The organism is Nitrososphaera sp. (genome assembly GCA_039938515.1).
In the GTDB taxonomy this organism is placed as follows: domain Archaea; phylum Thermoproteota; class Nitrososphaeria; order Nitrososphaerales; family Nitrososphaeraceae; genus Nitrososphaera.
The window spans coordinates 110,836-135,037 of sequence record JBDUUL010000015.1; the positions used below are offsets into that span (position 1 = coordinate 110,836).

Annotated in this window: 26 protein-coding genes; 7 read left to right on the forward strand and 19 right to left on the reverse strand. The window is 47.6% G+C overall.

The features are described 5' to 3' along the window. The first annotated feature begins 128 nt into the window (after positions 1-128). A complete protein-coding gene (dinB, locus tag ABI361_08615) occupies positions 129-1,265 on the forward strand; it encodes a DNA polymerase IV (protein MEO9320719.1) in 1,137 nt (378 codons plus the stop codon). 214 nt (positions 1,266-1,479) lie between these two features. Here the strand turns inward: dinB and ABI361_08620 are convergent, their stop codons facing one another. Genes ABI361_08620 through ABI361_08635 form a run of 4 tightly spaced genes read right to left on the reverse strand, consistent with a single transcriptional unit; the run spans position 1,480 to position 2,632 of the window. After that, positions 1,480-1,734 (reverse strand): pirin-like C-terminal cupin domain-containing protein, encoded by a 255-nt coding sequence (locus ABI361_08620; protein ID MEO9320720.1) that lies wholly within the window; start codon positions 1,732-1,734, stop codon positions 1,480-1,482. After that, positions 1,658-1,987 carry a hypothetical protein gene (locus ABI361_08625; protein MEO9320721.1) on the reverse strand — a complete coding sequence of 110 codons (330 nt, stop codon included), beginning with the start codon at positions 1,985-1,987 and terminating at the stop codon, positions 1,658-1,660. The genes ABI361_08620 and ABI361_08625 overlap by 77 nt, the downstream gene beginning before the upstream one ends. Continuing rightward, positions 1,987-2,163 carry a hypothetical protein gene (locus tag ABI361_08630; GenBank protein ID MEO9320722.1) on the reverse strand — a complete coding sequence of 59 codons (177 nt, stop codon included), beginning with the start codon at positions 2,161-2,163 and terminating at the stop codon, positions 1,987-1,989. Before ABI361_08630 ends, ABI361_08625 begins: the two co-directional genes overlap by 1 nt. A 13-nt stretch (positions 2,164-2,176) precedes the next feature. Next, complete coding sequence (locus tag ABI361_08635) at positions 2,177-2,632, reverse strand: PIN domain-containing protein (GenBank protein MEO9320723.1); 456 nt, start codon at positions 2,630-2,632, stop codon at positions 2,177-2,179. Between the two features lie 93 nt (positions 2,633-2,725). Here ABI361_08635 and ABI361_08640 point away from each other — a divergent pair, with 93 nt between their 5' ends. Next, positions 2,726-3,463, forward strand: a complete 738-nt coding sequence (locus tag ABI361_08640) for a DUF6293 family protein (GenBank protein MEO9320724.1) — start codon at positions 2,726-2,728, stop codon at positions 3,461-3,463. Positions 3,464-3,495: 32 nt separating this feature from the next. On the opposite strand, the gene ABI361_08645 is transcribed toward ABI361_08640, so the two are convergent. From ABI361_08645 to ABI361_08665, 5 genes are all read right to left on the reverse strand, one after another. Continuing rightward, the gene (locus tag ABI361_08645) at positions 3,496-4,587 is read right to left on the reverse strand and encodes a hypothetical protein (protein MEO9320725.1); all 1,092 of its coding nucleotides are present in this window, start codon (positions 4,585-4,587) and stop codon (positions 3,496-3,498) included. Between the two features lie 1,356 nt (positions 4,588-5,943). Beyond that, positions 5,944-6,480 (reverse strand): peptide-methionine (S)-S-oxide reductase MsrA, encoded by a 537-nt coding sequence (gene msrA / locus ABI361_08650; GenBank protein MEO9320726.1) that lies wholly within the window; start codon positions 6,478-6,480, stop codon positions 5,944-5,946. Continuing rightward, positions 6,477-6,860: a methionine-R-sulfoxide reductase gene (locus ABI361_08655; protein ID MEO9320727.1), complete on the reverse strand. Its 384-nt coding sequence runs from the start codon at positions 6,858-6,860 to the stop codon at positions 6,477-6,479. Before ABI361_08655 ends, msrA begins: the two co-directional genes overlap by 4 nt. Positions 6,861-6,975: 115 nt before the next feature. Continuing rightward, entirely contained in the window at positions 6,976-7,737 is a 762-nt protein-coding gene (locus ABI361_08660; protein ID MEO9320728.1) for a hypothetical protein, read from the reverse strand. A 2-nt stretch (positions 7,738-7,739) separates the two neighbouring features. After that, entirely contained in the window at positions 7,740-9,644 is a 1,905-nt protein-coding gene (locus ABI361_08665; protein ID MEO9320729.1) for a hypothetical protein, read from the reverse strand. A gap of 313 nt (positions 9,645-9,957) precedes the next feature. Between ABI361_08665 and ABI361_08670 the strand changes: the two genes are divergently transcribed. Then, entirely contained in the window at positions 9,958-10,344 is a 387-nt protein-coding gene (locus ABI361_08670; GenBank protein ID MEO9320730.1) for a hypothetical protein, read from the forward strand. Here ABI361_08670 and ABI361_08675 read toward each other — a convergent pair whose 3' ends face one another. Beyond that, a complete protein-coding gene (locus ABI361_08675) occupies positions 10,345-10,665 on the reverse strand; it encodes a hypothetical protein (GenBank protein MEO9320731.1) in 321 nt (106 codons plus the stop codon). 758 nt (positions 10,666-11,423) lie between these two features. On the opposite strand from ABI361_08675, the gene ABI361_08680 reads away from it, so the two are divergent. The 3 genes from ABI361_08680 to ABI361_08690 all read left to right on the forward strand — a co-directional run bounded on the left by ABI361_08680 (position 11,424) and on the right by ABI361_08690 (position 13,329). Further along, complete coding sequence (locus ABI361_08680; protein ID MEO9320732.1) at positions 11,424-11,546, forward strand: hypothetical protein; 123 nt, start codon at positions 11,424-11,426, stop codon at positions 11,544-11,546. Between the two features lie 856 nt (positions 11,547-12,402). Then, entirely contained in the window at positions 12,403-12,627 is a 225-nt protein-coding gene (locus tag ABI361_08685) for a hypothetical protein (protein MEO9320733.1), read from the forward strand. A gap of 213 nt (positions 12,628-12,840) precedes the next feature. After that, positions 12,841-13,329, forward strand: a complete 489-nt coding sequence (locus tag ABI361_08690; GenBank protein MEO9320734.1) for a response regulator — start codon at positions 12,841-12,843, stop codon at positions 13,327-13,329. Between the two features lie 2 nt (positions 13,330-13,331). On the opposite strand, the gene ABI361_08695 is transcribed toward ABI361_08690, so the two are convergent. From ABI361_08695 to ABI361_08715, 5 genes are all read right to left on the reverse strand, one after another. Next, a complete protein-coding gene (locus tag ABI361_08695; GenBank protein MEO9320735.1) occupies positions 13,332-13,562 on the reverse strand; it encodes a winged helix-turn-helix domain-containing protein in 231 nt (76 codons plus the stop codon). A gap of 404 nt (positions 13,563-13,966) precedes the next feature. Further along, entirely contained in the window at positions 13,967-14,605 is a 639-nt protein-coding gene (locus ABI361_08700) for a DUF47 family protein (GenBank protein MEO9320736.1), read from the reverse strand. Positions 14,606-14,940: 335 nt separating this feature from the next. Continuing rightward, positions 14,941-15,975 (reverse strand): inorganic phosphate transporter, encoded by a 1,035-nt coding sequence (locus tag ABI361_08705; protein ID MEO9320737.1) that lies wholly within the window; start codon positions 15,973-15,975, stop codon positions 14,941-14,943. 855 nt (positions 15,976-16,830) lie between these two features. Continuing rightward, positions 16,831-17,190, reverse strand: coding sequence for an extradiol dioxygenase (locus ABI361_08710; protein ID MEO9320738.1), 360 nt, complete (start codon positions 17,188-17,190; stop codon positions 16,831-16,833). A 78-nt stretch (positions 17,191-17,268) separates the two neighbouring features. Then, positions 17,269-17,664, reverse strand: coding sequence for a response regulator (locus ABI361_08715; protein ID MEO9320739.1), 396 nt, complete (start codon positions 17,662-17,664; stop codon positions 17,269-17,271). 345 nt (positions 17,665-18,009) lie between these two features. On the opposite strand from ABI361_08715, the gene ABI361_08720 reads away from it, so the two are divergent. Continuing rightward, positions 18,010-18,360: a response regulator gene (locus ABI361_08720; protein MEO9320740.1), complete on the forward strand. Its 351-nt coding sequence runs from the start codon at positions 18,010-18,012 to the stop codon at positions 18,358-18,360. A gap of 4 nt (positions 18,361-18,364) precedes the next feature. Here the strand turns inward: ABI361_08720 and ABI361_08725 are convergent, their stop codons facing one another. The 4 genes from ABI361_08725 to ABI361_08740 all read right to left on the reverse strand — a co-directional run bounded on the left by ABI361_08725 (position 18,365) and on the right by ABI361_08740 (position 23,777). Next, positions 18,365-18,565 (reverse strand): hypothetical protein, encoded by a 201-nt coding sequence (locus ABI361_08725; GenBank protein ID MEO9320741.1) that lies wholly within the window; start codon positions 18,563-18,565, stop codon positions 18,365-18,367. 538 nt (positions 18,566-19,103) lie between these two features. Further along, positions 19,104-19,238, reverse strand: a complete 135-nt coding sequence (locus ABI361_08730; protein ID MEO9320742.1) for a hypothetical protein — start codon at positions 19,236-19,238, stop codon at positions 19,104-19,106. A gap of 200 nt (positions 19,239-19,438) precedes the next feature. Beyond that, positions 19,439-21,541 (reverse strand): hypothetical protein, encoded by a 2,103-nt coding sequence (locus ABI361_08735; protein MEO9320743.1) that lies wholly within the window; start codon positions 21,539-21,541, stop codon positions 19,439-19,441. Between the two features lie 451 nt (positions 21,542-21,992). Further along, a complete protein-coding gene (locus ABI361_08740) occupies positions 21,993-23,777 on the reverse strand; it encodes a sialidase family protein (GenBank protein ID MEO9320744.1) in 1,785 nt (594 codons plus the stop codon). Positions 23,778-24,202: the final 425 nt, after the last annotated feature.

The following is a 24,202-nucleotide window of genomic DNA, read 5'->3' on the forward strand; positions in this document are numbered from 1 at the left end:
TGGATGGAATTTCGTGCGGTGATTTCGAATCATGTCATCAGATATCATCCGCGTAAGTTAATGCGCTATGCCGCCTGAGTTACCCGCTGATATTATATCTCACGGCAACTCCCCATAGCAGTAGACGCTTGGCCTCGCCTGCAGACCATAGGACTATAATCTGCGTTGACCTTAACGCGTTCTATCCCTCATGTGAGGAGCTCCGAAATCCTTCACTAATCGGAAAGGCCCATGCTGTGATAATGACTGACCAGCAAAAGGGGAGCATCACAAAAGGCGTCGTGTCTTCATGCTCGTATGAAGCACGCAAGTACGGCGTCAGGTCTGCAATGCCGCTATCAAAGGCACTTGCCCTGTGCCCGTCGCTTGAACTATTGCCTGTCGATATTCCGTACTACTCCAAAGTATCAGAGCAGGTAATGGCCGTCCTGGAAGGCTTTGCAGACGTTCTGGAAGAAGCAAGCATTGACGAGGCGTACCTGGATTGTACGTCCAGAGTAAAGCAGGACAGCCTGGCAGACTATGCGGCAGGCATCAAAAAAGCAGTCAGAGACAGGTGCGGCCTGCTGTGCTCGGTAGGCGTTGCACCGACCAAGTCTGCAGCCAAGCTGGCATCTGACTATCAAAAGCCGGATGGACTGACGATAGTCAGTGCCGAAAAACTGCGAGAGTTCCTCTCGCCCATGCAGGTCGGGGGCGTTGCCGGCATTGGCCCAAAGACAGAGGCTGCGCTTCACGCAGTGGGCATTGCAACGCTTGGCCAGCTGGCAGGCGCGGACGTGCAGGTGCTGACAGAGCGCTTTGGCAAAAACGGCCTCTGGATGTGGAAGGTCGCAAACGGGACGGACGACGAGCCGGTAGTGCCTAGAGGCGACCACGTGTCGATAAGCACAGAGACAACGCTTGATTTGTTTACAAGGGACAAAAAGCAGCTTTATGCCATGCTGCTCGAGCTGGCTGACGAGATATCCAACAGGGCAACCAGATACGGCTACACTTACAGGACCGTCGGGATAAAGCTGATGAGGTCGGACTTTGGCATAGAGACGCGCGAGACGACGTTTTCGCAGGCCCGCAGCGACAAGGCGGCTATCGAGCAGGCCATTGAACTTTTGCTGGACAAGTTCAAGCTGTCCCATGAACTGCCTGCGATAAGAAAGATTGGATTGAAGCTGAGTCATCTTGCCAGAAAGGAAGCGCAAACAAGCGAACGGCCAGAAACAAAAGAACCTGCGATGCAGAGGACGCTGCTGGATTATTTATGATTTCTGTATCAGTTCGATGGAGCTGCCAGCGGATTGTCGGAGGCTATCGTTAGCCGGTTCGCATCTCTAAACAAAACATTTGATCAGGCATAAGCTCTGTGAGATAGCATGTGCTGCAAGCCAGAAGAGTCGAGGAGACGTCTGCCCGCATCGGCTGCAAGCAGGCGCCTCGGGGCTTCAATACGCCTCTATCTCAACCCCAGCGGATTCTGCTTTAGGCAGGTATCGGGCCGAACAACCCGTTATTGTAATCCGCAAAGGCCTCGGCAATCTGGCTTTGTGTATTCATGACAAACGGGCCGTGAGCTACTACCGGCTGCCGCAACGGCCTGCCCGTCCATAGCAGAAAGCGCATTGGCTCATTCGCAGTTACGCTGAGGCGCGTAGGCGCATCACTGCCGGCGCGGCTGAGATGGCCTATTTGACCTGCGCTTACCAGTTTGCCCTCTGAGCCAAACCGCCCCGGCATAAAAGACCAGCATGTCCATCTCCCGGTCCTCGGACTCGGTTCCGTCAATCGCGACAAACTTGACTCTGTTTGTCCCAAACAGCGACATGGCAGCCTCATAGGCCTTTTGCCTGTCGTACCCCTCCCTCATAAGTTTCCGGATGTCCCCCGAGGACTGGCGCAAAAGACCTGTCTTTTCCCGGAACGACTCCATCAAGTTCCTTGTGGAGGATTGCACGAGCCTGATTACCCTGTCCGGGTCCTGCCGAAGCACTAGCCGTCAAATCTCCCGGGATTATTTGAATATACTTGGCTCCCGCAATTGTCGCAGTATTTCGAAAGATTTCCCCAGCCGTCATAGTATTCTTCGAGCATCGAGTCGCAATCCGGACACAGCTCTGTTTCTTCGCTTTCTGCCGCAGAAATTACTACAACAAGCTCTTGTTCCACTTTTACAACCCCCTTATTTCCGGAAAGTCCGCGGAGTCGACACCATCACGCCTTCCAGGTCTGCCACCCGGTGGAGGTTGCTGTCGTATGTTACAAGAACGGCTCCTTCATTCCTGCAGTGGACAAGGTAGTGGTTGTCAGGGTAATGGCAGTACTCCGGGTACTTGGCCGACAGCGCCTTTGCTTCACGGGCAAGTCTTTCATTTTCCTCAATGTAATCAATCTGGCCCATTTCGGAAAACGACTCGATTAGGGCAAGTGCCTGCTCCTGGTTTATCCCGGCGACCTTGGCCACCTCTCTTATCAAGAGGCGGGGGACGATAATCCTGATGTCCTTGCGTTTTGCTATCCTGCTCCGAAGTGCAACCGCGTCAGGCTTGCCGGCATAGGCGTTGATTATCGTGCATGTGTCCAAGAGTACAAGGGTCTGTCTTTCGGCCGATATCAGCTGAGCGAACTGGTTCATCATTTCATCATTAGCAAAGTGAAAAGATTACTTAATGTTGTTGACGTTAATAATGTGAACAACGTTAATATGGTGAACATATTGAACGTCTAATAGTTGAGCAGTAACCTTCGTGTGCACCTCTCACCGGTAGGCTTTGATCCTGCAGAGAGAGTAACAGAGGCTCTAGTCAACCATAGGGCTGACAGGGTCTACCTGGTCTCCAGGAGCAAGGAGGACAGCGCTCTGGACACCATGAGGCAGGTAAGAAAGATTCTGGAAAAGCACCAGCACATCGAGGTCCGAGATGCATACGTGAACATCTGGGACCTGTTCAGCTGCCTGGAGAAATTCAGGGAGATCTTTGAAGCAGAAAAGGAAAACCACCTCTATGTCAACGTCTCGACCGGCAGCAAAATCACGTCAATCGCGGGCATGATAGCCTGCATGCTCTGGGGCGGCACGCCCTACTATGCCAACCTGAATTATGACGAAGGCGGCGCCTCGGTAAAATCCGAAAGGCGAAAGGTTACCAGGATAGAGTTCCTTCCAGTGTATCAGATAACCATGCCAAGCCCGGAATCGCTAAAGGTCCTTCAGGTTATAGACGATAAAGCCGGCACGATAAGCAAGAAGGAGCTCATTGAAGCACTGCAGGAAATAAAGATAATTCCCGTTTATGCGCCGTCGCAGCCCAGAAGCGCACCCCACAGCAGGCTTCGGGCAATACTTGAGCCACTTGAGAGCCACTGGAAGTTTGTCAAGGTTGAGTCGAGAGGGAGAAAGAGTGTTGTGACACTTACCGAGCAGGGCAAGAGCGCGCTGCGTATTTTCGGCTCAGGCAAGTTCAGGTAAGAAAAGTCGATCATGCGCTCGTTTTCCTTCTCTCAAGCCGAATCAGACACGGTTGCTTTTGGGTAGTCCGTATTACAAGCTTTGATAAATGTTTCAAACCGTCTTAGAATAAAAGTTTGAAGGAATGATCTGGACGATTGGGCTCTTATTTTCTCTCTTATAGGAAGCTCTTCAAGCGACTTGTCTAGCTGTGCACCGTCTACCTCGCATAGTACTGAAATCGTAGGTATAGTGCCTTCGCGTTCAAAGACGGCTTTGATTACTGCAGGATCTTTGGCTCTCTCAGAGAGCCGTTCTATTAATAATTTCAGCTGTACATCTTTTGATTGGTTGATGTCTGCAAGGTGCTTTTTTTCAGCTTCTACTTTGTATTCAACCTGCCTGCACTCTTCCCTTAATCCAAAAATCTCATCATCTAGCTCACGCTTTTTTTGCTCCCGTACCTCAATATCCCATTCACGGTTGATTTTCCGCTCTTCAAGGTCCTTAATTTGGCTTGTCAATGACTTCAACTCTGCTTCAGCTGACACAATCTTTCTCTGTATGGCTTGGAGTTTTTCATCCGTATAGTTGGTCGGATCGATGTTTTCGACTGACTTGAAATAGGTAGTAGGGGTGAGTTTCTTCGCTTTCATTATATTATGAATTTCTAGCAACGATTCAATCTCCTCGGGCTCACGCTCATAGATTTTGGCCAAATCCTGCCTTTTTTGAATATTTAGATAATCTCTTTTAAGACCGCCAACTTCGTCTGCTGACAGACCCAGCTCCCTTGCCGCATCCATGTCAGAGAGGCCTTGATCAAATAATTTGTAGGCGGCAGAGCGCAGTTTCCTGTACTCAGAGTCTCCAGGGCTATTGGGAATTGGCTTTTCGATTTTCTTTACCTGTGCATTGTCGAGCGATTTGTTGCTATTTGCTTGATTGTCCTTGGAAATATTCTCAAGTTGTGGCGCCGATGATTCCGACCGGCTCTTGCGGGGCACGCTGTCAGCTTGCTTCTCGTTAAGCCTTTTGTATTCTGTATGGGCATTGTATACTGTCGATCGGGGAACGTTCAATTCCTTAATCACGTCTCCAGATTTAGCCCCCTTACGAAAGAGTGCGAAGATCTGATCCTTCATGCTATTTGCTTGTGGCATACCGGATTCGTTTCATGACCCGAGAATACTCATTAATATATTCATCGCAAACTGCTGTCCTGCGAGTTTGCAGGTCGTCTATACAGCTGACTTTCAGGATTATAGCCTGCCGAGCGCGGATGATTTGTAAGATCTTAAGGCCCCTAGTTTCCCGGAGCACAGAAGGTATGACTAGAGGGCCTTCTTGGCATTATCAAGCTGGCAGGTAAGTAGGTAGGTAAGTAGATTCGTGGCTCGAAAACAGGATCTACCCAAAGTAGGCTCTACCTACACACGGTATACCATCTTGTTGATAGGCCTTGCTTCATGGTCATAAAATTTGACTGCGCCTATGCCAAGGTCTCAGATTGCCCATTCAGGCATTGCATAGCCATGCAATTCTGATGCTATTAAGGCATCCGACCGCCTAGTGCCCCAGGCCTAGGCCTATATCTCTGTCAGAGGCCTTGACTGAATTAGCCGCTATGACCCACCATACTTGCCAGGCCAGTTTTGCACACAGTTTTGCGGCCTTGACAGCCTGCCATGCGCCAAGCCCATAGCAGTATTACCCGTGGTCCTATCGAAAATACAGCGTGTTCTCTAGCAGAAGAGGGGGTCTGCTACCCTGCTGTATGAGCACGGGGCGGAGGGTAATACGCCGCAAAGCCGCAGTTTGTGTGGAAAACCCTCGGTCTTGGGTGATAGCATCACCCTTTCAATCTCATTGTATCTATACTAGCCATGAAAATCAGGCGAGTCTTTGACCGCTAGGGCCTGTCTGTGGACAAGACTGTAGGGTTGGGTGATACAATCACCCTTTCATTCTTGTATACAATAGCCATGCTAGCAGCTGAAAGTCTAAGGGAGGCCTAGGGCGACGGCAGACTGCAAAGTGCCAGCAAAGTGTCACTTGGCACTTTGGAAGGCCTAGGGCCTCAGGCATAGGGCCATAGCCAGCTCTTCAAGGCCTAGGCCTTATGGTACACTAGCAGGCCTGCCGGCTAAAAGGCAAAGTGGGATCTGATAACCTTCTTCGGGTAAGTAGATTAGGTAAGTAGGTAGATTAGGTAAGTAGGTAGATCTACTCGATCTACAAGGTAAGTAGATTACTTACCTACTTGAAGGTGGTAGAGGACCCTGCAAGCCGCTCTTGCATGTTGCGACGCTGGAAGGTCATCAGTCTTGAAGATTGGAATAATTCCGCAGTGTCAGGTTGTCTGGCCTTCGCCTTCCGCCCACCTCCTATCGTGGGCGGTGATTGTCAAAGGATGCACTAACACTTTAGGCAAATGTGCTGCAGCAATCAATGCATGTTGGGTGGTTCAATGCTGGCCCTAGCATCATATGTTCACGGTGTTACTTCTTTAACTGATTCGCATACTGCTTTGTCAGCTTGCGTATCTTTGGGTCGATTACAAACGCGCAGTACGGCGCTTCTCTGTTCTGGTCGTAATAGTTCTTGTGATAGTCCTCTGCAACGTAGAATTTCTTGAACGGCACTATCTCAGTCACAACCGGATCACTGTACGCGCCGGTTTTCTCAAGCTCCATTTTTGACTTCTCTGCAATTTCTCTCTGCCTTTCGTCGTGGTAAAATATAGCAGACCTGTACTGGGTGCCAACGTCGTTTCCCTGCCGGTTAAGGGTAGTCGGGTCGTGGGTATGCCAGAATACGTCCAGCAGCTTCTCATACGATATCACGTCAGGGTCAAATTCAATCTGCGCTGCCTCGGCGTGCCCTGTGCGCCCGGAGCAAACCTGCTCGTAGGTCGGGTTTTCAACTCGGCCGCCGGAATATCCCGGCAGCACGGACTTGACGCCTTGCAGCCTGCCAAACACTGCCTCTGTGCACCAGAAGCAGCCGCTCGCAAACGTCGCTGTTTCCGTTGTCATGGCTTGTCAGGCACGAACCTTATTGAAAGCGAGTTCACGCACTCGCGGGTGTTCTTGGCTGTGAGCATCTCTCCGACAAACTCGTGGCCGAGGTGGGCGCCGCATTTTGCACACTCGATTTCCGTCCTCTCGCCGTCCGGGTCCGGAAGACGCCTGACTGCGCCGGGAAAGCTGTCATCAAATGCAGGCCAGCCGCAGCCGGCGTCAAACTTGGCCTTTGAGGAAAATAGTGGAGTGTTGCATCTTCTGCAGACGTAGGTCCCCTTTTTATAGAAATTATCGTACTCGCCGGTAAAAGGAGGCTCGGTCCCCTTGTGGACAATGACTCGCTCTTCTTCTGGAGTCAGCTTGTTGTAGCTCATGTGCCTATTTGAGACCATTAGCGCTATATCTATTGCTCTCAGACGGCAAAACCCAATTTCTTTTAATCAACTAAATAACTCGGCAATGATACTGTGAAAAAATGGCGGGTAGCGCCTTTGAGCGCAGAGCGCGCTACGTCTCGTCCAAAGTCTTGGCCCCACTTGGCATGAGCTGGTATCTCCGAATAGGCTTTTTTTCTCCGCTGCCTTGAGGGTGGCTAGTTTGCGCCTGCGTTTTTGCAAAGGCAGCAAGGCGAGCATGAACGCGTGACGGCCTGTCGTCTGGCCTTGTGAGTTCAATCTTTATCCTAGAAGCTGTCTTGCAGACAAAGACCAACCCCTGCGGCGGGTCTACCATAACTCTTGCTGGCGACATTTGATTGGCAGCGCATTCAACGTTTACAGCCGGGGCGCCTCTCTGTGCCTTGCCAGCCTCGGGGTAGTTTACTATGAGTTCTGACCGAGTGTTAACAATTGCATTAAGGATAGAATAGCTCCCTGGGCGAATCACCGTTGCCGAGAAATAATCCCCGCTCTTGAGCTCCTTGCTGTCAAATTCTTTCACAAAACCTTCGCTTTCAAGCCTGCTTACTTCGACTGAATAGTTGCCGGGCCCGGCTGACACGTAAAAGGTGCAGTAGCCACCGGCTTTAACGCTGAATCGCTCCTGCTGCGTGCTCTTTAGATCTATTTTAACGCGGCCGGGCACCTGTGGATTTGCTTGGCTCTCGACCACGGTCAGCGAAAACCGCCCGGTTACATTCTGCCCGCTTGAAATTATCCCGCTGTATTCTCCTGGCTGCGAAAACCTGTGCACGGCTGAAGACAGCAAGTTCAATGCTGCGCTGTCTACATTTATTTGAGCAAACAGATGGCGGTTGATGTTGAACTTCATTTCTAATCTCCAATGTCTCCCTGAATTACCAGCTCGCTACCATTAGAATCAACGTGAATGTCCAGAAACTCGATTGGGAGTCTTACAGGAATCAGCGGTACTGCAGGGTCGCCTGGAAGAATTTCCTTGGGATCCTCCAGCTCAAAAAGCGTGATGGCGATGTACTGGCTTATTGCGTCAATTAGCGCCTGAAATATTCCCAGATTCCCTATCAGGTCAAGGATAAACCCGGCGACGTCGTCTGGAATGTCAAGAACTGTTCGGATTATCCCCTCAACGCCGCCAAGCACGCTGTCGATAAAGTCTACTGCCCAGCCAGGCAGCCCAAGCGCATTTAACAGATTGTCTATTGCGTTTGTTATCAGGTTATGGAACAGATCTCCTACCGTGTCTGCAATGTCTATTATGTCAAGCAGGATAGGCAGCGTCGGCACCAGGGTTATCTGCCATCTGTTTGGCACACCCGAACCCACGCCGTAAAACACCTTGGGGATTGCGCTGAAAGTGACTTCAGACGTTATCAGGCCGCTAAGGTCAAGCGGTACCGAGATGTCCGGGCTTGCACTAAACAGGTCTATAGAGGGCGCCTCGATGATGCAGCCTTCTACGGGAACCCACAGAATGCAGAATCCTCCAATTGTTATTGTCGGGATGTCAATTCCAAGGTCAAGATAGAGTGTGTCCCACTTGACCTCAAGATCGCTTACCCGTATTGAGCCGTTGGTCTCCAGGTCAATGGTTCCTCCCTGCAGGTGAGCAGCCACAGAGTAGCTGGCACTAAAGATGCTGTAGGATCCGCTGTCAGAAGAGCTGAACCTAAAGCCGTCAATCACAGCTCCATAGACCTTCTTGAAAGCTTTTTCTGACATGGCTGCCGTAAGGTCAAAAACTCCTGTCCTTGTGCGCGGGCGAATAGTCCTTGTCACAGTGCCACCACTTCCTCCGCTGCCACCGCCCCCTCCGCCACCAGAACCTGTTGTCACCAAAATGTTCAGGTTCAGCGTGTCAATGTTGACAAAGACCTTCAGCTGATCGTCCTCTATTGCGGGATTGTTGGCAACGGCGGTAGCCGCTGAAAGCTGGATGTTGCCAGAAATCTGAAAGTCGCCTGTTGTGCTTGGGATCTGGAACAACCCAAACGCCAGGCTTGAAATAAATTCGCTGACAGGCGGAAGGATCCCGCTGTCAAGAACCAGCTTTGCATAGCATTCTATTGCATTTTCCAAGCCAACTGGTTTGAGGTCGACTATTTCTATGCCGTCGACGTGCGGTGAAATTTTCTGGTTACCGACTGGGCCGGTAATGCTGCAGCCTGCAGTTGCATACAGGTCGAGGCAAAAGCATTCAAGCCCCGAAGTAGGAAGCGTAATTTCCTGCACCTGAATGGGGTCTCTAATTTTGTCAGGCGGAACCCTTAATCCCGCCACTTGCTCTCGTTGAAACCTCTGTGTCGCTATTGGCGGCCTAATAATGTGCCCGGGGCGTACAATTTCCTTGGGACACCCTATCCCTGCACAAACTTGAAAGTGGACTGCCATGCGCTGGTTTGCAAGTGTCCCAAGTTCTGGAGGCAAGGTAAAGACATTGCCTCTAAAGAAATCGATCTCTCCCTTTGAAAGTTGAGCGCCAAAGTTTAGCGCCAGTCCTGTGGGCCCTATCGACCCTCCCGGAAAGACGTTCATTCCAATCACTGGAAGCGGACCGAGAGTAGTCGCAAGGGGATTAGCGTTTTGTATCACCTCCGGATCTGCGTTGATATGTTTACAAAACAGATCAGGGTTTGAAACAAGAAGCGACGTGCCATAGTTGAAAAGTGACGGCCGCTTTCGCATCAGGTGCTTTATCACTCTGTTAATACCGTTGTCGTGGACTGCAGCGTAAATATCGCAATTGCTGGTAAAAGTCATGCTCCTTTCCTAAAGTGCTTGGTTTTAACCATTATGGGGAGACGTTCTATTCGTTCGGCCAGAGGTAACGTCATCCTAATGAAAGCTTGAACCGGGATTTCCAAAAATCAACAAACGCTGCGAGGCTTTGTGTGGGACCTCATTCTAGCGACACAACAATTCATTAGAATTACACATAGTCGATGTCTAATGCTAGCTGCAATTTTAGTTCGCATTTTTGGGTGTGAACCAAAACTGAAGCCATGAGACGGAGAGAAGGGGAATGTTTAATTTATCCGGAAGAATAGATTGAAAGCGGGGGATTTGGTGGATTTTGTCAACAATAAGTTTCAACGACCATGAAAAGATTTGCAGCAAGATTCTTGACTCGGACAGCCAGGTCAGGTTTGCCGGCATCATGAACGACCGCGGAATACTTGTGTACTATGACTACAATCGCGACATTACTCCATTGATAAACAGCGAAGAACTGAAGTTGTGCGCAATGCAAGCGCTAATCAGATTAGGCACTCGCCAGACATTTGCACACAAGACCGGCAACGTGCAGTACTCTGTCACTGTTTATGAGCGCGTCAAAAGGGCAACGATTCCGCTGAATGACTACTTTACCCTGCTGGTGTCATTTGACATTGATGCAAATCACGAAAGCATCATAGTCGACAAGATACTGCCTGCAATCGACAGGTCCCAGATAGGTTAGCTAGGACAGTTCGCGGATGCCGATTTGACGGCTGACGTGCTCCAGAATTGGCGCGGCTCCGTCGACTCCAAAAAGCATCCTTAATTTTTTTTCAACTTGCTCCCTTGTCATTTGACTGACCGGGCGCGCTGAAACTGCTTTGTTTGAACCGTCAGGCAGGTTTACAACATTAAAGAAATCGTTTTCAACTGCAAGAAACCGCATCACGGCGTTTTTCGTACCGCTTCCTAGCAAATCGTCAAGCGCGCTTTCCAAAGAGTCTGCAAACTCCGCATCGTTAGTTGTCGGGGGAGCCGGTTCTGAGTTTATCGAGCCACTCATGGAAAGCTACAGCTCCGTAAAATGGCATTGAAGCTGCGCATTATCCATAATTTAAGAAATTGAAGACATATTATTAAAGATTCCTCTAGAACAATATACGGTATAATGATTTTCGCATTTTGGCCATCTGGAGACCAGCTAGGAAGCCGATTGTCGTCTGATGTTTGATGCGAAATTCCTTTGCAAGTCTAGGTGCAGCACGGATAGAGCTTTCTCCAGAGCATAAGGAGGAGTGAGGCGCCAAATTGACAGCCGACTCAATCTCTGGCCTCGGTGCTGACCCTGAGCTATGGGCCAGATATGGAGTTGAGCTGTAAATGTCCGACGAGCAGGATTTCATTTGCAGGACTTGCGGAAAAGGTGCGAAGGTGGCGGAAGCGGCCTGCTAGAGTGCACCGATGTTATGCTGGAATGAGGCTGCCAGAGCACCATGGGCATTTGGTCTGTATGGCAGTCGCAAACACGCCATTTGGCTCAGATGTGTTGGTCAAAACGACCGACCTAGTTTCATGCTCGGGCCGTCTATACCATGACTGAGATTAGTATTGGACGGAATAAAGGGGAATAACCCGCAGCCTCTGAGGAAATTGTCGGAAGTTGACAAGAAGCTTTTGAAGGTTCTACTTAGTCCCGGTGCTAGAATGTCATCGCATGCCTTGGCAAAAATCATAGGTCTTCCTAGAACAACTGTACAACGGCGGCGAGTTTATTTGGAAAAACATTTCTTAGAATATAGATATTCACTCAGGTTGAACGATTTGGGTTACAGACGTGTGGATTTGCTAATCTATACTGGGGGTGGAGAGACTGTCGCCATCGCAGAAAAATTGCTGGAGCGCGATGAAGTAGTCTACGTTGGGAGAAGCATCGGAGAACGATAGACCTGCGCGCCGAGGTGATCATTAAGGATAATTCACAGCTCCTGGATTTACTTGAAGAAGTAAAAGCCATGCATAGTGTAAAGGACGTGATATGGAGCGAAATTGTAAAGATTCTAGGAAACAAAAGGTCCGTACCGGCTTCAATTATTGACATGCTGTAGTGGTTAGATTTTCAGCTATATCAGCTACGTTGGTGCATTCTAGAGCACCTGAAAAGCGCTTGATTTTATGCTGCGAATAGCTAGGGGTGGCCTGTGCGTCCAAGCCAACATTACTTGCAAGATCCCATTTCGTAAAACAAGAGACATTTGTCAGACTTCGTAGGCTTGTGGATGCGCAAAAAAGATAGTGATATCTATTTGGCATTCGTGGACACAAGGGGTGCACTGCCTTGCGACCTTCAGATGCTCAGGAACGCAAGGCCAAGGCAGGCTACAGAATCTGCCAAAAACTTACTGCCGAGGATAAAAGGGAGTAGCACCGTAGTAATACACGCGCACGTACATCATGGCGCGACTTAAAGACTCTGTTCACAAAGGCGGGTGACGGTTGTTTGTCTTGGTAACTTGCCATAAGAAGTCCGACTTCTGTAATTCAGGACCACGTGCCCGCCTTTTCTATTAAAAGCAGGGGTACAGTCCAAAGGTTTGAGCTCAATTGAACCAGTACCCCTGCCTGCACGAATTGACGCGCGAATTAGTTACTCTCGGCTCTCCTGGTCTTTTGCAGATTGGAATGATCAATCACTTTTTGACGGTTTGGTTCAAACTTGCCTGAAGAACAGCGTGGCATTTGAGTGAGGCATCATTCACATACCTGCTCAAACGCTTAAGCCAAATACCGTATATAGTAAAGCATGCTAAGGGCGAAATTCTTTGCTTCCGACACAGCCGAGGCAGGTTCATTTGAAGCGCAAATCAACGATTTTCTGGAGAAGCATCCAAACATCGACATTGTAGAGCTCAACTACAACAGCAATCTTGTCAGTACCGATAGAGGTGATGGCTATAGAGGCAAATACTCTGCTCTGCTAATTTACCGGATACATCCAAGCGAGCCAAAACCTCCAGCTACTCAGTAGTCAAGGGCACTATTAATGCGGGATTTTCATGCAGCCAAGCTTGTGGCAACATAAGCGCGTCTATCGCACTTTAGCATAGTGCTGGTTGCATCAGGAAACCCAGAAGCCCTATCACGGATGATAAGTAGAATCTCGATTGAGGCTTTTCCGACAATCACTCATTCTTATCGAGTAGATAATCATGACTTTAAGCAATAGATACTATTTCCAAGTGTGCCCAAACGCAGGACGACGCAACCAAAAAAGTCGGCTGATCACTTGATGGACAAAGCCCGAGCAGAAACCAGTACCAAGCCGGTCATACTCATTGCAGATACGTCGCCTTACATCCTTGACTTGCTCGCAGGCACGTTTCAGCTCAATAACTTTACTGTCTATACCGCAACGTCAGCCGAAGAATGCCTGTCACTCTACAGTGGCCTTAAGGACGCAATTGACGTTGTTTTAATGGATGGGGCAATAGCTGGAGACCAAGGAGTGGACGTGATTCTGAATATCAGGAGGCTCAAGCGCGACCAAAAGATAATGGTAGTTGTGGAAGAAGAGAATATCAAAGCAATGGCAATGAGAGTTGGCGCAGACGTTGCTGTAATGAAGCCAATTTCAGCGGACGTTGTATTGCACCATGTCAATGATATGCTGCTCAAGACTGAATCATTCATGGACAGAAAGAAGGCAAAGTTTCATCGCCGCAATCACTGACCTCAAACAAGACTGTCAAGCCACAGCAATCCTTTGGCAGTAGTCTTGTAGATTGCTCCACCTCTCCTGCATTCCAAAAGGCCGTCTAGTACAAGTGACTGGATGTATTCTGCCGTGCGAGCATATGAAAGAGTAACTGCGTGCATAAGCTCGAGCCTGCCCACCTCTTTGACAGCGGCATTTAGAATGTCCTTGATTATTTTATTGCTGTCTCTTTCCTCAGGCGTTGACAAATCTTGACCAAGCACGCAGCTATTGAATAAAACACTTCTGGACGCAGTTTTCAATTATGGACAGCTTTCACGGCAGGAAAAAAGCCGACGATTACCCCGCAATACTTGGCAAGAGTTGATACCATGGCATCAATCTCTTGATCCGAGAGCTCCACAGTGGGCGCTCTAGAGAGTAATCTTTAGGCATTGCGCATTGGCCAGTGACGAGACATCATCCTAACAAATAATCAGGGGAAAGTACAACAAGCTAGGATATATTCGTCTTAAAGCAAATGATTTTTCTAACTCGTGTGAAGAGCAGGCACTTAATGCTATCACGCGAAAATTAAGTCAAGTCTGAATCATCCTGTGGAATCGACGCACAAACTTAGACAAACAGCACATTAGTATCTGCGAATGAACCACTATCCATACTTTAGTGCAATGTCTTCAAAAATGTCTGCGACGTCCGCACATCTGTCATGTGCGCCCTCAAGAATTTCATAAATCTCCTTCAGCTTTATTATTTGAATTGCATCATTTGTGCGAAAGAGATAGCCAATCGCAGTTCTGTAAATCACGTCTGCCTGGTGTTCATAATCGCTGATGTTGCGGCAATGAATAAGGATGTCGTCTGCCTTTTTGAAGCCATGCAGCTTCTTTGTAAGGTAGAATATTTCTTGTGACGACGACAATAGCATTTTGGCAAGTTCTGTCATGTACTCGGTTGGCCTGTTGATATCAAAAAGAACGATGCTACCAGTAAGCCTATCAACATAATCTATGACTTGGTCTATCTGGCCGGTGAGCGCAGAGATGTCTTCCTTGTCGAGTGGCGTCACAAAGCTCTTGTTCATTATGGTGTGAAGGTTGTGAGTTATTCTGTCACCCTCATGTTCCAGGTTTTCGATTTCAGCTCGGTATTGGTCGATTTTGTTAAAATCCGTCATTATCTCAACTAGAGCGTTTACAGACTTTATCAGAATCTCGCCTTGCCTTTCGATAGAGGCGATTATTTCATTGTCGTTGGAGCGAAGCCATGAGAGAAAGCCGCCTTGCTTCATGAACTATAGCAATTGCACTAGAAATTACCAGATATATGAAGCCGCGCTGCAATTGCCTTCTGGCAAGTATATAGACTATAGGGACTATATACTAATCCTTTGTATCCCCTAGCAGCTGATGGGTATTATGGCAGCAGAATCCATGCAAGCTTCTGACTTTGTACATTCGCTTACTCCTTCTGAAGTAAAGAAGATTCCCGATATTATTCGAAGTCTTGCAATAGTAATATGTGATAACTGCAAGAAGGAAAAAGCATCTTTCGATGCTTATATCGACAGCGACATGGATAACGTCAAATTCCTCAAACGGTTATGCAATAATTGCTTGAAATTAACTAGCGTGAGTGACTCGGAGCACCTGCAATAAGATTTACCAGTAAGGAAATGCCTGCTGCTATTGCAGCGCTTGCAGGTATAGTAATAATCCAAGCATAAATGATCCTTCTTCCCAGACCCCACCTTACAGCAGACAATCTCTTTGTGGATCCTACGCCCATAATGGCGCCAGAAATAGCATGAGTCGTGCTTACGGGGATGCCAAGCCACGCCATAGATGTTAGTATGGCACCTCCGCCAGTCTCGGCACAAAATCCCTGAAAGGGCTGCAGGTTAGTGAGACGAAATGCCATGGTCTTTACAATCCGCCACCCTCCAAAGAAAGTCCCAAATGCCATGGCGACCGCAGAACCGATTATGACAAGTATTGGTACATGAAATGACTTGCCATCCAGCATGCCTCCTGCTATGAGGAGAGCAGTAATCACGCCCATAGTTTTCTGACCATCATTTGCCCCATGTGTCAGTGAGAAAAACGAGGATGAGAAGACTTGAAGCCTGCCAAAGATTCTGTTAACCTTTGAAGAGCTTGACCGTTTGAAGGCAAGCATGACAACGATGCCAAATGCCGCGGCAATTGCAAACCCCATTGCGGGGGATATAACCATGAATGTTAGTGTCTTTTGAATGCCATCACTTACGATTGCATGGATGCCACCCGCAAGTAAGGCCGAGCCAACAAGACCTCCAATTAGAGCATGGCTGCTAGAGGCAGGCAATCCCACCCACCAGGTTATCAGGTCCCATGCTATTGCACCCGATAAACCTGTTACGATTACCTCAACTGTTGAAAACTCGGGCTGGATTATTCCCTTTCCGACAGTTGCAGCCACTGCGGTACCGAAGACAAATGGGCCTGCAAAGTTTGCAACTGCTGCAATTGAAACGGCATGCAACGGCCTCAAAACACGTGTGCCAACGACGGTGGCAATTGAATTAGCTGCATCATGGAAGCCATTCACAAAGTCGAAAAACAGAGCTGCCGCAATAGCGCCAAAAACCACAAGCGAGCCTGCATCACCGGCACCTATCAATTGCCGCTGATAAACTTCTAAATAGCTTGAATAAAGGCGTTGTGAATAAATAACATTAGCGTGAATTATGTGCTATCTCAGAGGCCATAGAATAGCATCTTGGAAACAAACATCGATTTTTTGACAAGGCACACAAAAAGTATGATTGAACTTTACTTAAAAGGCGAACGTGACTTGATACAGACAGTCGCCGAGCTTCAGGACAACCATGAGCTTGGAATGTCTGATAAGACTTTACATTCTATACTAAATGAGGCAATACGTGCATGCATAAAAAGTAACGATAGAAATGGTCATGAAAGACTTGTGCGTTTGCAGTCACTTGTCAAGCTAAAGACCACTAGTTAGTTTCAAGACGCAGATTGCCCGATCCGACCATACCTACCCAACTGAGGAGTTTTGAAATTTGCGAACGAACGCAATTCTTATGAAACAGGCTGATTAGTAACCATTGGCCGTCATTTCGGCTCCGGCGCGGACTTAGGAAGGTGGTACTCCCTAACCGCACTGGCGCTTTTCGTCCGCATGCGGCAAAATCTTTGGTAAATCTAGTTGCACGAGAATTGAAACTGACGTAATTTTCTGTAGTAAAGCGCGCGGCATAAACCCCTCGGCTACTTCCTCATTTTCTCCGGCTTTGGACTCCGCTGAGCTCTACCCGAGTAACCCTTCAGCGTTTACGGCCTCTTGCGGACCTTTATTCCGAGCCATTGACATGCGCTGCCAGAAAGGCGGACAGTGATAGGCTTTCACTATCTCCCAGGCGGGCAAGCCATTGCAATACACTCTGCCGGTGGCTCCCCTCATACTAGGACGATCTGCGTTGCTCGAATGAAGGTCGTGACGGCTTGAGCATTATTCCGGTCTGACATGCTTGGGCTGATAGAGGCCGATCTCGATTCCGCTTGGCAGCTGAATCTTTGCAACGGTTCCCCATCGTGCGTTTATTGGCTTGCTGCATTTAGTGCCCTTGCTTCGTAGGTTTGCCATTTCTTTCTTAAGGTCATTACACATTAGGAAAATCCCGTTTCGTGATTTGTCATCGCTGCTGCTATCAACTGGATGGAATGCTGCTTCAGCAGGAGGCAGTCTGAAGATAAGAAATCCATTTCCCGCGTCAACGTGCTTTAAGGCCATTGTATCTCGGAAAAAGGCTGCGTCCGCATCTGGATTCTCGCTCTCAATGATCAAATGCACGCCACTTATGGTTGACACAGAAATTACACCTCAGCGGATAGCTCATAAACTTTGCATGGCCTCAAAAGCCATCTGGAAACAACAGAAAAAGAAGATTCAGTTCACTCCTAACTTTGATTTAACCGTCAGCACCAAGTCTTTCATGGACACCGGCTTTTGCAAGAAGCATTTTGAGTCATGATGAATGGATTTTTTTGCAAAATCCGGATCGTGCAAGGCATCAAACCCAGTCAAAAAACATGCCTTTGGCTTGTTATCGATTTGGTAAATCCGATCATACAGTGTAAGACCGTCCATTTGCGGCATCTTTACGTCCAACAATAGAAAATCGTATACCCCTTGCCTGAAATTGGCAAGCGCTTGAAGCGGATCGGTAAATGAAGTTACATCAAATCCTGCTTTGGTCAATCCCCTCTTCATTATCATAGCAATGTCAGGCTCATCGTCAACAAGCAATATGTGTGCCAAGTCTATCGCAGAATCCTGCTTCATGGCTGAAATGCAGATCTTGTTTTAATGTGTTTTCCAATCAATGCTAAGGGTTGAATGGTTAGCTTTTTGCAAAGTCAGTTTAACTGCCAAAATCAAAAAGCAACCAATGCCTTTTATCTCTCTCAATGACAAAGCTGGGTCGCTTTCTCAATGTCTCGCAGAGAGCCGCAAACACTCTTGCTTGAATCTTCCCTAGACAGCCCTATTTCAATGCCTTCAATTGGTATGACTCAGATTGCCACCATTAACCTAGGTTCAACTTTAAGCAGACTATTGCTAGCAGTTGGAGGTATTAAACGCGACAATTATACCGCAAATCGCTCAGAGAATTCGAGACCGCGCATAATGATAGTAGACGACGAAAAAGACATTGCCTGGCTATTTGCCCGAGGACTACAAAAGCGCGGCTTTGAAGTCGAACTTTACAATGACCCAGCTATTGCCCTTTCCAAGTTCAAGCCAAACCACTATGCCATGCTCGTGCTTGACGTAAAGATGCCAGGGATGTCCGGCTTTGAACTGCTCTCAAAGATAAAAGAAAAAGACCCCCAGCAAAAGGCATGCTTTGCTTCTGGCTATGAAGTTCATGACGAGGTCCAAATGGATCTATTGCCTGACCTTGACCCAGACTCGATAATGAAAAAGCCGGTGACAATTGCAGAGCTCGAACAGCGGATTAGACAAGAATTAGAATAATGCCCTAGACAAGATGGTCAAAGTTTGATGCATCGATATCTCTGTAGCTGTACGCGGTCTTGTAGTCCTGATAATACGTCTCCTTGACATTTTCCGTCAGGGCTTCTAATTCCTGTGAGTCATTAAGCTCGTTCGTACGCTTTGGAGATATTCCTAACGACTCGAGCTCGCCTCGAAGGTTTTGAATGTACTCTTTTCTGTTCATAAAACCGCCTTTCCAGTCCTCATCACATTAAGCCATTTAACGCTGTCAGAAGTTATCTCGGCTCTACATCATGAGCTAACTGCTTTATGAAAAATTTACAAACTATCTTTGAGGCTATTCTAAGACCTATAGCAAACGTGCCGGGCTTGACTGGCTCAAGATTACGGTATACTATAAGGCTTCCAGAACTGACGTTCTAGCATTTTGCGACACATGTTAAGTCGACTCCGGATTATTGCGTATTTCAAATCAGCAAGAATATCCTGCTGCAGCCGCGGGGTTCCTTGGTGGCAAAAGCCTTCGCGGCTTTACAGCAGGGCAGCTTGGAACTCTACCTTACAGCGCTGCAAGGTTTCAAATCATGCTATTTACGGACTGCTTCACATTTCTCGGATGTTAAACTACCATTGCTATATGCAACCTCACTCTGTAGCCGCTTGCGCTTTAGAGTGCACAAGGCAGGGCTTGCCGGAATCGGTAGCCATACTCTTGCCTGCAGGCCCATTCAGAATAAGCCTGACGCCGACTCGATAAGTGATTATTCTGCCTTTTCCATTTCTTCAGGATTGTCTATCTTGACACCGGTATTGGTCCTTGGAACCTCTTCAACTGGCGTGTCATTTTCGCTTTTGGCTATACGGTCTGCGTCGTGAGTCTTGCGATTTAATTCCATATTCCGTTAGTGAACATTATAGATAATAACGGATAAACAACGACGTAGTTTTTGCCGAACTCAATGCAACTGAAGCATGGAAAGCATAGATTGTCAATACAAGCAGCCGCATGTCGGACTCCAACACCTACGGAGCTGAAACGAATACTGCAAAATTTGTAGGATGGGCGTTACTCTTCAAAATCAGACTGAACCACTTTTCATTTTCTCTTCCTCAATTGCCAATATGCAATCAGACTAGCCAATGCTGCGCCTATGCCGATGTATGGTACAAACGCCGACGGCGACCTTGACCACACTTCTGGTCTTACTAGTGGCATAATTGAACCGTAGATTCTATCACTTGTACAATCTGATTGCTTTACTCCCTGTATGTCGCATATCTGCAGTTGATCTGCTGTCAGGCCCACATTGAAGACGTAGGGACCCTGAGTTCGAATTTGAGCAACAGTACTCCCATTGGGGAGGCTGACACTATACTGAATTCCAGGCAGTAGCGTGTAATTGCCTGGCCTGAGCGGCTGCATCTTAATTGAAAGTGTACTATTTCCACCGTCGGATATTGTGGTCTGGTTTTTTGCCCCGCCTGAAAAAGATGTGTTTGTAACCTGCCAGTCAGTCGTATTGGCTTGAATTTGAGACAGCATTTTTGGGGTGATATCAATGCAGTCAAGTTCTTTGCCGGGGTTTTGTTTTCGCACTTTCTCAACATCTATTGGCGGTTCTATGACCTTGACTGACATTTGCCCTTTTGCAAGGCTTTGTACTGTTCCCGTCTCATTGATTATTTGCCCCACTGTAGCATTAAACGAGGAAAAACTGACATCGTCCAGCCTGGCGAATCGAGACGAAAGCATTCCGCATCTGGAAACATGCAGTGTTGCAGATTCGCTATCTGAAACTGGACTTATGGTCAAGGGTGTCTTGCTATCCATTACGGTGCCATTGAACCCCGCAGAAGTCTCAATTGTATAGTTGCCGGCAGATACTTTCGGCCTGACGATGTCTGGATAAAATTGGTTGATGTCGCTGGCTAGTTCCTGATTCCAATAAAACGGCCGGGCCAGCAAGATGCTCGAGTGCGCAGGTACCTTTATTCGGTAATCCGGTAAAGACATCACATCGATGTTTACAAGATTGTGAAGTTCGGTGGTGCTTTCCAGAGAGTTGTGAAGCACAGTTGCATTTCCTATTTCGATTATCATTCTTGGATTTTGCAAGACAACACTGTCATTGCCATTGTTTTGTACAAGCAACCTTATGCCAATGGTTTCTCCAATGTTGTAGACTGGCTTTTCTATTACTGTTTTCAAATCAAGCACGTCAGGCGACTTGTCTCCTCCCATGCCAGCAAAACCTGAAAACATCCGTATTTCCCAGCTGGAGTTTCCAATCTGAATTCCCGGACAGACATAGCCGGTATAGTCGCCACACGATCGCACCCAAGAGTGAGCGTTGTCGTATCCCCCTATGAATAGCCCATAGATGCCATCGTTGGCGTTTTTCGTGGCCGTCACCAATACCGTGCCGTTTGCAGTACTTCTTTCAGGAATCAGAAAGTGGTCTGACGGCAGTATTTTAAAGTCAATGCCAGAGTCCGGCGCATTGGCAGTGGTATAAACGGAAACATTGGTCGGCCTTCCATAAGTGGCAAAAGTTCTGATTGTAAACGGCAGCGTGATCGATTGACCCTCTGTCAAATGTATGGGGCCAGTGTTTCTGTAGCTGAACAGAGTAGTGTTTGCAAACTCGAACCTGGCCTGTACTGGCTGTTCTGAGTCAGATGAATGCAGCTCAAAAAGATAGTACTTTCCGTCAATGTTCAGTACAGAGCTCCCATTGTCAAGCGGAAAATGGGTTTCCACATCCAGAGCCTCCGTTTTTGAAATGCTCTCGGAGTAAAGTCTATCGTCGCCGGGCGAAGAAAATCCAGAGGATAAGCCGCAGGTTTCGAGGCCGCGCTTGCAGCTATCACTACCGTTTATCGCACTTTGTATAAAGTCAAATCTGGTAAGATTTTCCTTTGACAATTCAAGACATGGATATGAAGGAAGAGGGTTGATTCCAGATGTATTTTCTCCAAGCTCAACTAGTCTTTTGAGCATGTAGTCAAGGCTTGTGACTGAAATCCATGTGTAATTTTCCAAGTTTAGTGCGTGAGTGGGATGCGGGTACAACCTTAGTGGACTGCAACCATCATAGCCTGAACTAACGCTCGATTGTGCAAAAGTATTATCAAGGCCACACGTTGGGATTACAAGTACTAGCGCAGCTACCGAAATGGTAAGCCGGGTTTTGTGCAATCCGATGAGAGATAATGATTTTGCTTGTTTATTAGCATAAAGAGTGCGTAAATAATCTCTGAACTTGTACAGGAGCCGCAGTACGATCTGACAAGGAGACGGCGAGTTGAGATAAAGAAAAAAGGAGCGAGGAGGCGCCCGCGCTAGGGCGATTGTACGCATGTCCCATTACGCTTGTACCTGCGCTCCCTGTGATGTCTACTGAGTACATCCAGTCGATATTGCCATTCTCCCAGTGGTTGAGTGACACGCTGCCATAGTCTGCAGCGGCTACTTGGTACTGCTGGTTGTTGTTTAAGGTGAACGCTGTTGGTGAGAAACCGCTTGCAATGCTGTCGCAGGTAGGTGCTGTCAAATCTGCGGCGGATTACATTATTGGGATTCGCGCTGTCTGCCGCTTGTTTGACAGCTCCGAAATCCCACTTTCAATCAGCGAATATTCAGTCTGGCACTAAGGAGCTGCAAACTTTTGAAGATAAATCGCGCCGCCGTTTCCTTCCCAAACCAAGAACAGTGATGCGTATGTGCTTCCTTGTGGATAGAATACTGCTGTGGAGACCAACTGCGAATCTAGCGGCTGAATTATTGAACTTGGCCCCTCAAATGAATGCCCTCCGTCAGTGCTTGACCAAACAAGGGTCTTTGATTCACGGTTGTTGAAGCTGGATCCACCGCTTCCATTATAGTAGGACGTTTCTTTTACTATAAAGGCACCCTGGCTTCCAGCATGAAGTAATTGAAAAGTGCCACCACCAAAGTCCCAGGATAATGAAAGTGAAGGGTTCTTGCTATCCTTTAGTCGAATTTGGCCCTGAAGTGTTGTGCCATTATTAGATACGGTACTTACCAAGATGGATCCTGCAGTACTATTGGCACTACTTGTTGTTCCTCCTGAAAACGGCGTAAGGAATGGATAGCCTTGCAATGCGGAGCTCACATTTCCTGTGTCAATTCTGGCAATATACACGTGCGAGCCATCAGATGACAAATCGATAATAGGGAATCCCTGCCCAAGGGTCCCGTTTGAAACTTCCAATGGCTTTGAAAAAGTCGTGCCTCCATCGGGGCTATGTAAAAGTATACTGTGGAGTTGCAGCTGCGAATTAAGTGGTGATGGGAAGGCAAGGATTGGAAGATTGTTTGAGGTAGACGGGCCTTTGCTAGTATTTTCAGAAATCATTGCATCGATGTAAAGTGATTTGCTTTCATTGCCTCTTGCGCCTGCGGCAGCGTAAGGAATAGCTACAGTCGTGCCTTCATTTGTATTATTGTAACCAGGAATAACTATAAGTGATTTTTCAAATGTCTTTCCGCCATCCTCGCTCCTTGTGAGAACAATCTTAGAATCGTGCAGCTTTGCGCCAAATTGAGTTGAAACGATGTATACATTGCTTCCCGATGCGGCCAGTCTTGGAGGATTCGGGGTCAGAAATGATGTTCCATTTGAACTTGAAGATTGGTTCAAAATACTCACTTTGGGAGAAAATGTCTTGCCTGCGTCAGAACTTGAAATAAAATAAGTTTGGATTAAAGTTTGGTAAGACGGTGGCGCATTTTGAATCTGCGGGTTCACAGAACTTTGTAGCTGCTGCATAGATCCATTGCGAATGACTGTGCCGGAAAAACTGGGAGGTGAAACTGGGTTGGCTGCAGGAATTGTTTCGTTTGAATAAGCGATTTTTGTGGTTTCATCACTCCATAAGAGAAACACATGGTTGTGAGAAGTCGCAATTATCTGTGGCTCAACTATCCCTGATTCGACAGACGAATTATTTCCAATATGAGTGGCCATGGTAAAGTGGTCGGTGGCCAAGATGATCGGACGCTCAAACTTTGAGCCATCGGCTGGCGTCCGGGCAAAATATAGATTATAATCATTGTCAGTGGAATTAGCGGCCCACACAGCATATGCATTGGTGCCATTTTCTTCAGATGCAGTGATTGGACCCATAACCTGCGATTGAGAGAAATTACCAAGCGAAACTGTTCTGCCAAACATCTTGCCATTATCTTCAGTCACACGGTAGTAAATGTTAGACGTATGGTTTTCCTTAGCAGAGCCCTGAGCGTTTGGACTGCTCAGGATTTGCGTTGTCGACTTGATTTCGTTCCAAATTACAAATGCATGATTTGTATTGTCAGAGAATGCGAGCTGAGGACTTGTATAGACGCCAACAGATACCGAGGAATTTTTTGAATCAATATTAGAAGCGGCAATCCGAGTCTGCCCTGACATTTGAGCAGAGGCCGATTCAAAATCGGAAATAGAACAGGCGGCCAGGATAATTGCAAATGCGACAACTGTTGGTATGAGAGATGCCTTTAATTTATCAAGATTCTTGATTTTATCCAACAGGTGTCTGAAATGTACGCCCCATTATCGCATATAGACAAGATATAAGATTATTCAGTCAAGACTGCTAATTCATCCGGTAATTGAGCTAGACCAGAGAGTAGGTCTCATCTTGGCCACGACTGATTTTACGTCGATAAGGTTCTAACACCAGCTTGGCGCTTTCCATTAATGGGATCTGGAAATCCTAGGTTCTTCCTGCCAGACTATCCTTCAATCCGCGCGTCCATTATATGTGAAAGATTGATGCGATATGGTAGTAGAAATGACTCTTTAGACGCTACCGCTCCACCTTGCGCCCAAATTCA

Coding starts and splice junctions, on each gene's coding strand:
- ABI361_08620 (MEO9320720.1), bottom strand. CDS start 1,734: ATGCCGGGGCGGTTTGGCTCAGAGGGCAAACTGGTAAGCGCAGGTCAA.
- ABI361_08635 (MEO9320723.1), bottom strand. CDS start 2,632: ATGATGAACCAGTTCGCTCAGCTGATATCGGCCGAAAGACAGACCCTT.
- ABI361_08645 (MEO9320725.1), bottom strand. CDS start 4,587: ATGAAGGATCAGATCTTCGCACTCTTTCGTAAGGGGGCTAAATCTGGA.
- msrA (MEO9320726.1), bottom strand. CDS start 6,480: ATGACAACGGAAACAGCGACGTTTGCGAGCGGCTGCTTCTGGTGCACA.
- ABI361_08655 (MEO9320727.1), bottom strand. CDS start 6,860: ATGGTCTCAAATAGGCACATGAGCTACAACAAGCTGACTCCAGAAGAA.
- ABI361_08660 (MEO9320728.1), bottom strand. CDS start 7,737: ATGAAGTTCAACATCAACCGCCATCTGTTTGCTCAAATAAATGTAGAC.
- ABI361_08665 (MEO9320729.1), bottom strand. CDS start 9,644: ATGACTTTTACCAGCAATTGCGATATTTACGCTGCAGTCCACGACAAC.
- ABI361_08675 (MEO9320731.1), bottom strand. CDS start 10,665: ATGAGTGGCTCGATAAACTCAGAACCGGCTCCCCCGACAACTAACGAT.
- ABI361_08685 (MEO9320733.1), top strand. CDS start 12,403: ATGCTAAGGGCGAAATTCTTTGCTTCCGACACAGCCGAGGCAGGTTCA.
- ABI361_08700 (MEO9320736.1), bottom strand. CDS start 14,605: ATGAAGCAAGGCGGCTTTCTCTCATGGCTTCGCTCCAACGACAATGAA.
- ABI361_08715 (MEO9320739.1), bottom strand. CDS start 17,664: ATGAAGCAGGATTCTGCGATAGACTTGGCACACATATTGCTTGTTGAC.
- ABI361_08720 (MEO9320740.1), top strand. CDS start 18,010: ATGATAGTAGACGACGAAAAAGACATTGCCTGGCTATTTGCCCGAGGA.
- ABI361_08725 (MEO9320741.1), bottom strand. CDS start 18,565: ATGAACAGAAAAGAGTACATTCAAAACCTTCGAGGCGAGCTCGAGTCG.
- ABI361_08730 (MEO9320742.1), bottom strand. CDS start 19,238: ATGGAATTAAATCGCAAGACTCACGACGCAGACCGTATAGCCAAAAGC.
- ABI361_08740 (MEO9320744.1), bottom strand. CDS start 23,777: ATGTCAGGGCAGACTCGGATTGCCGCTTCTAATATTGATTCAAAAAAT.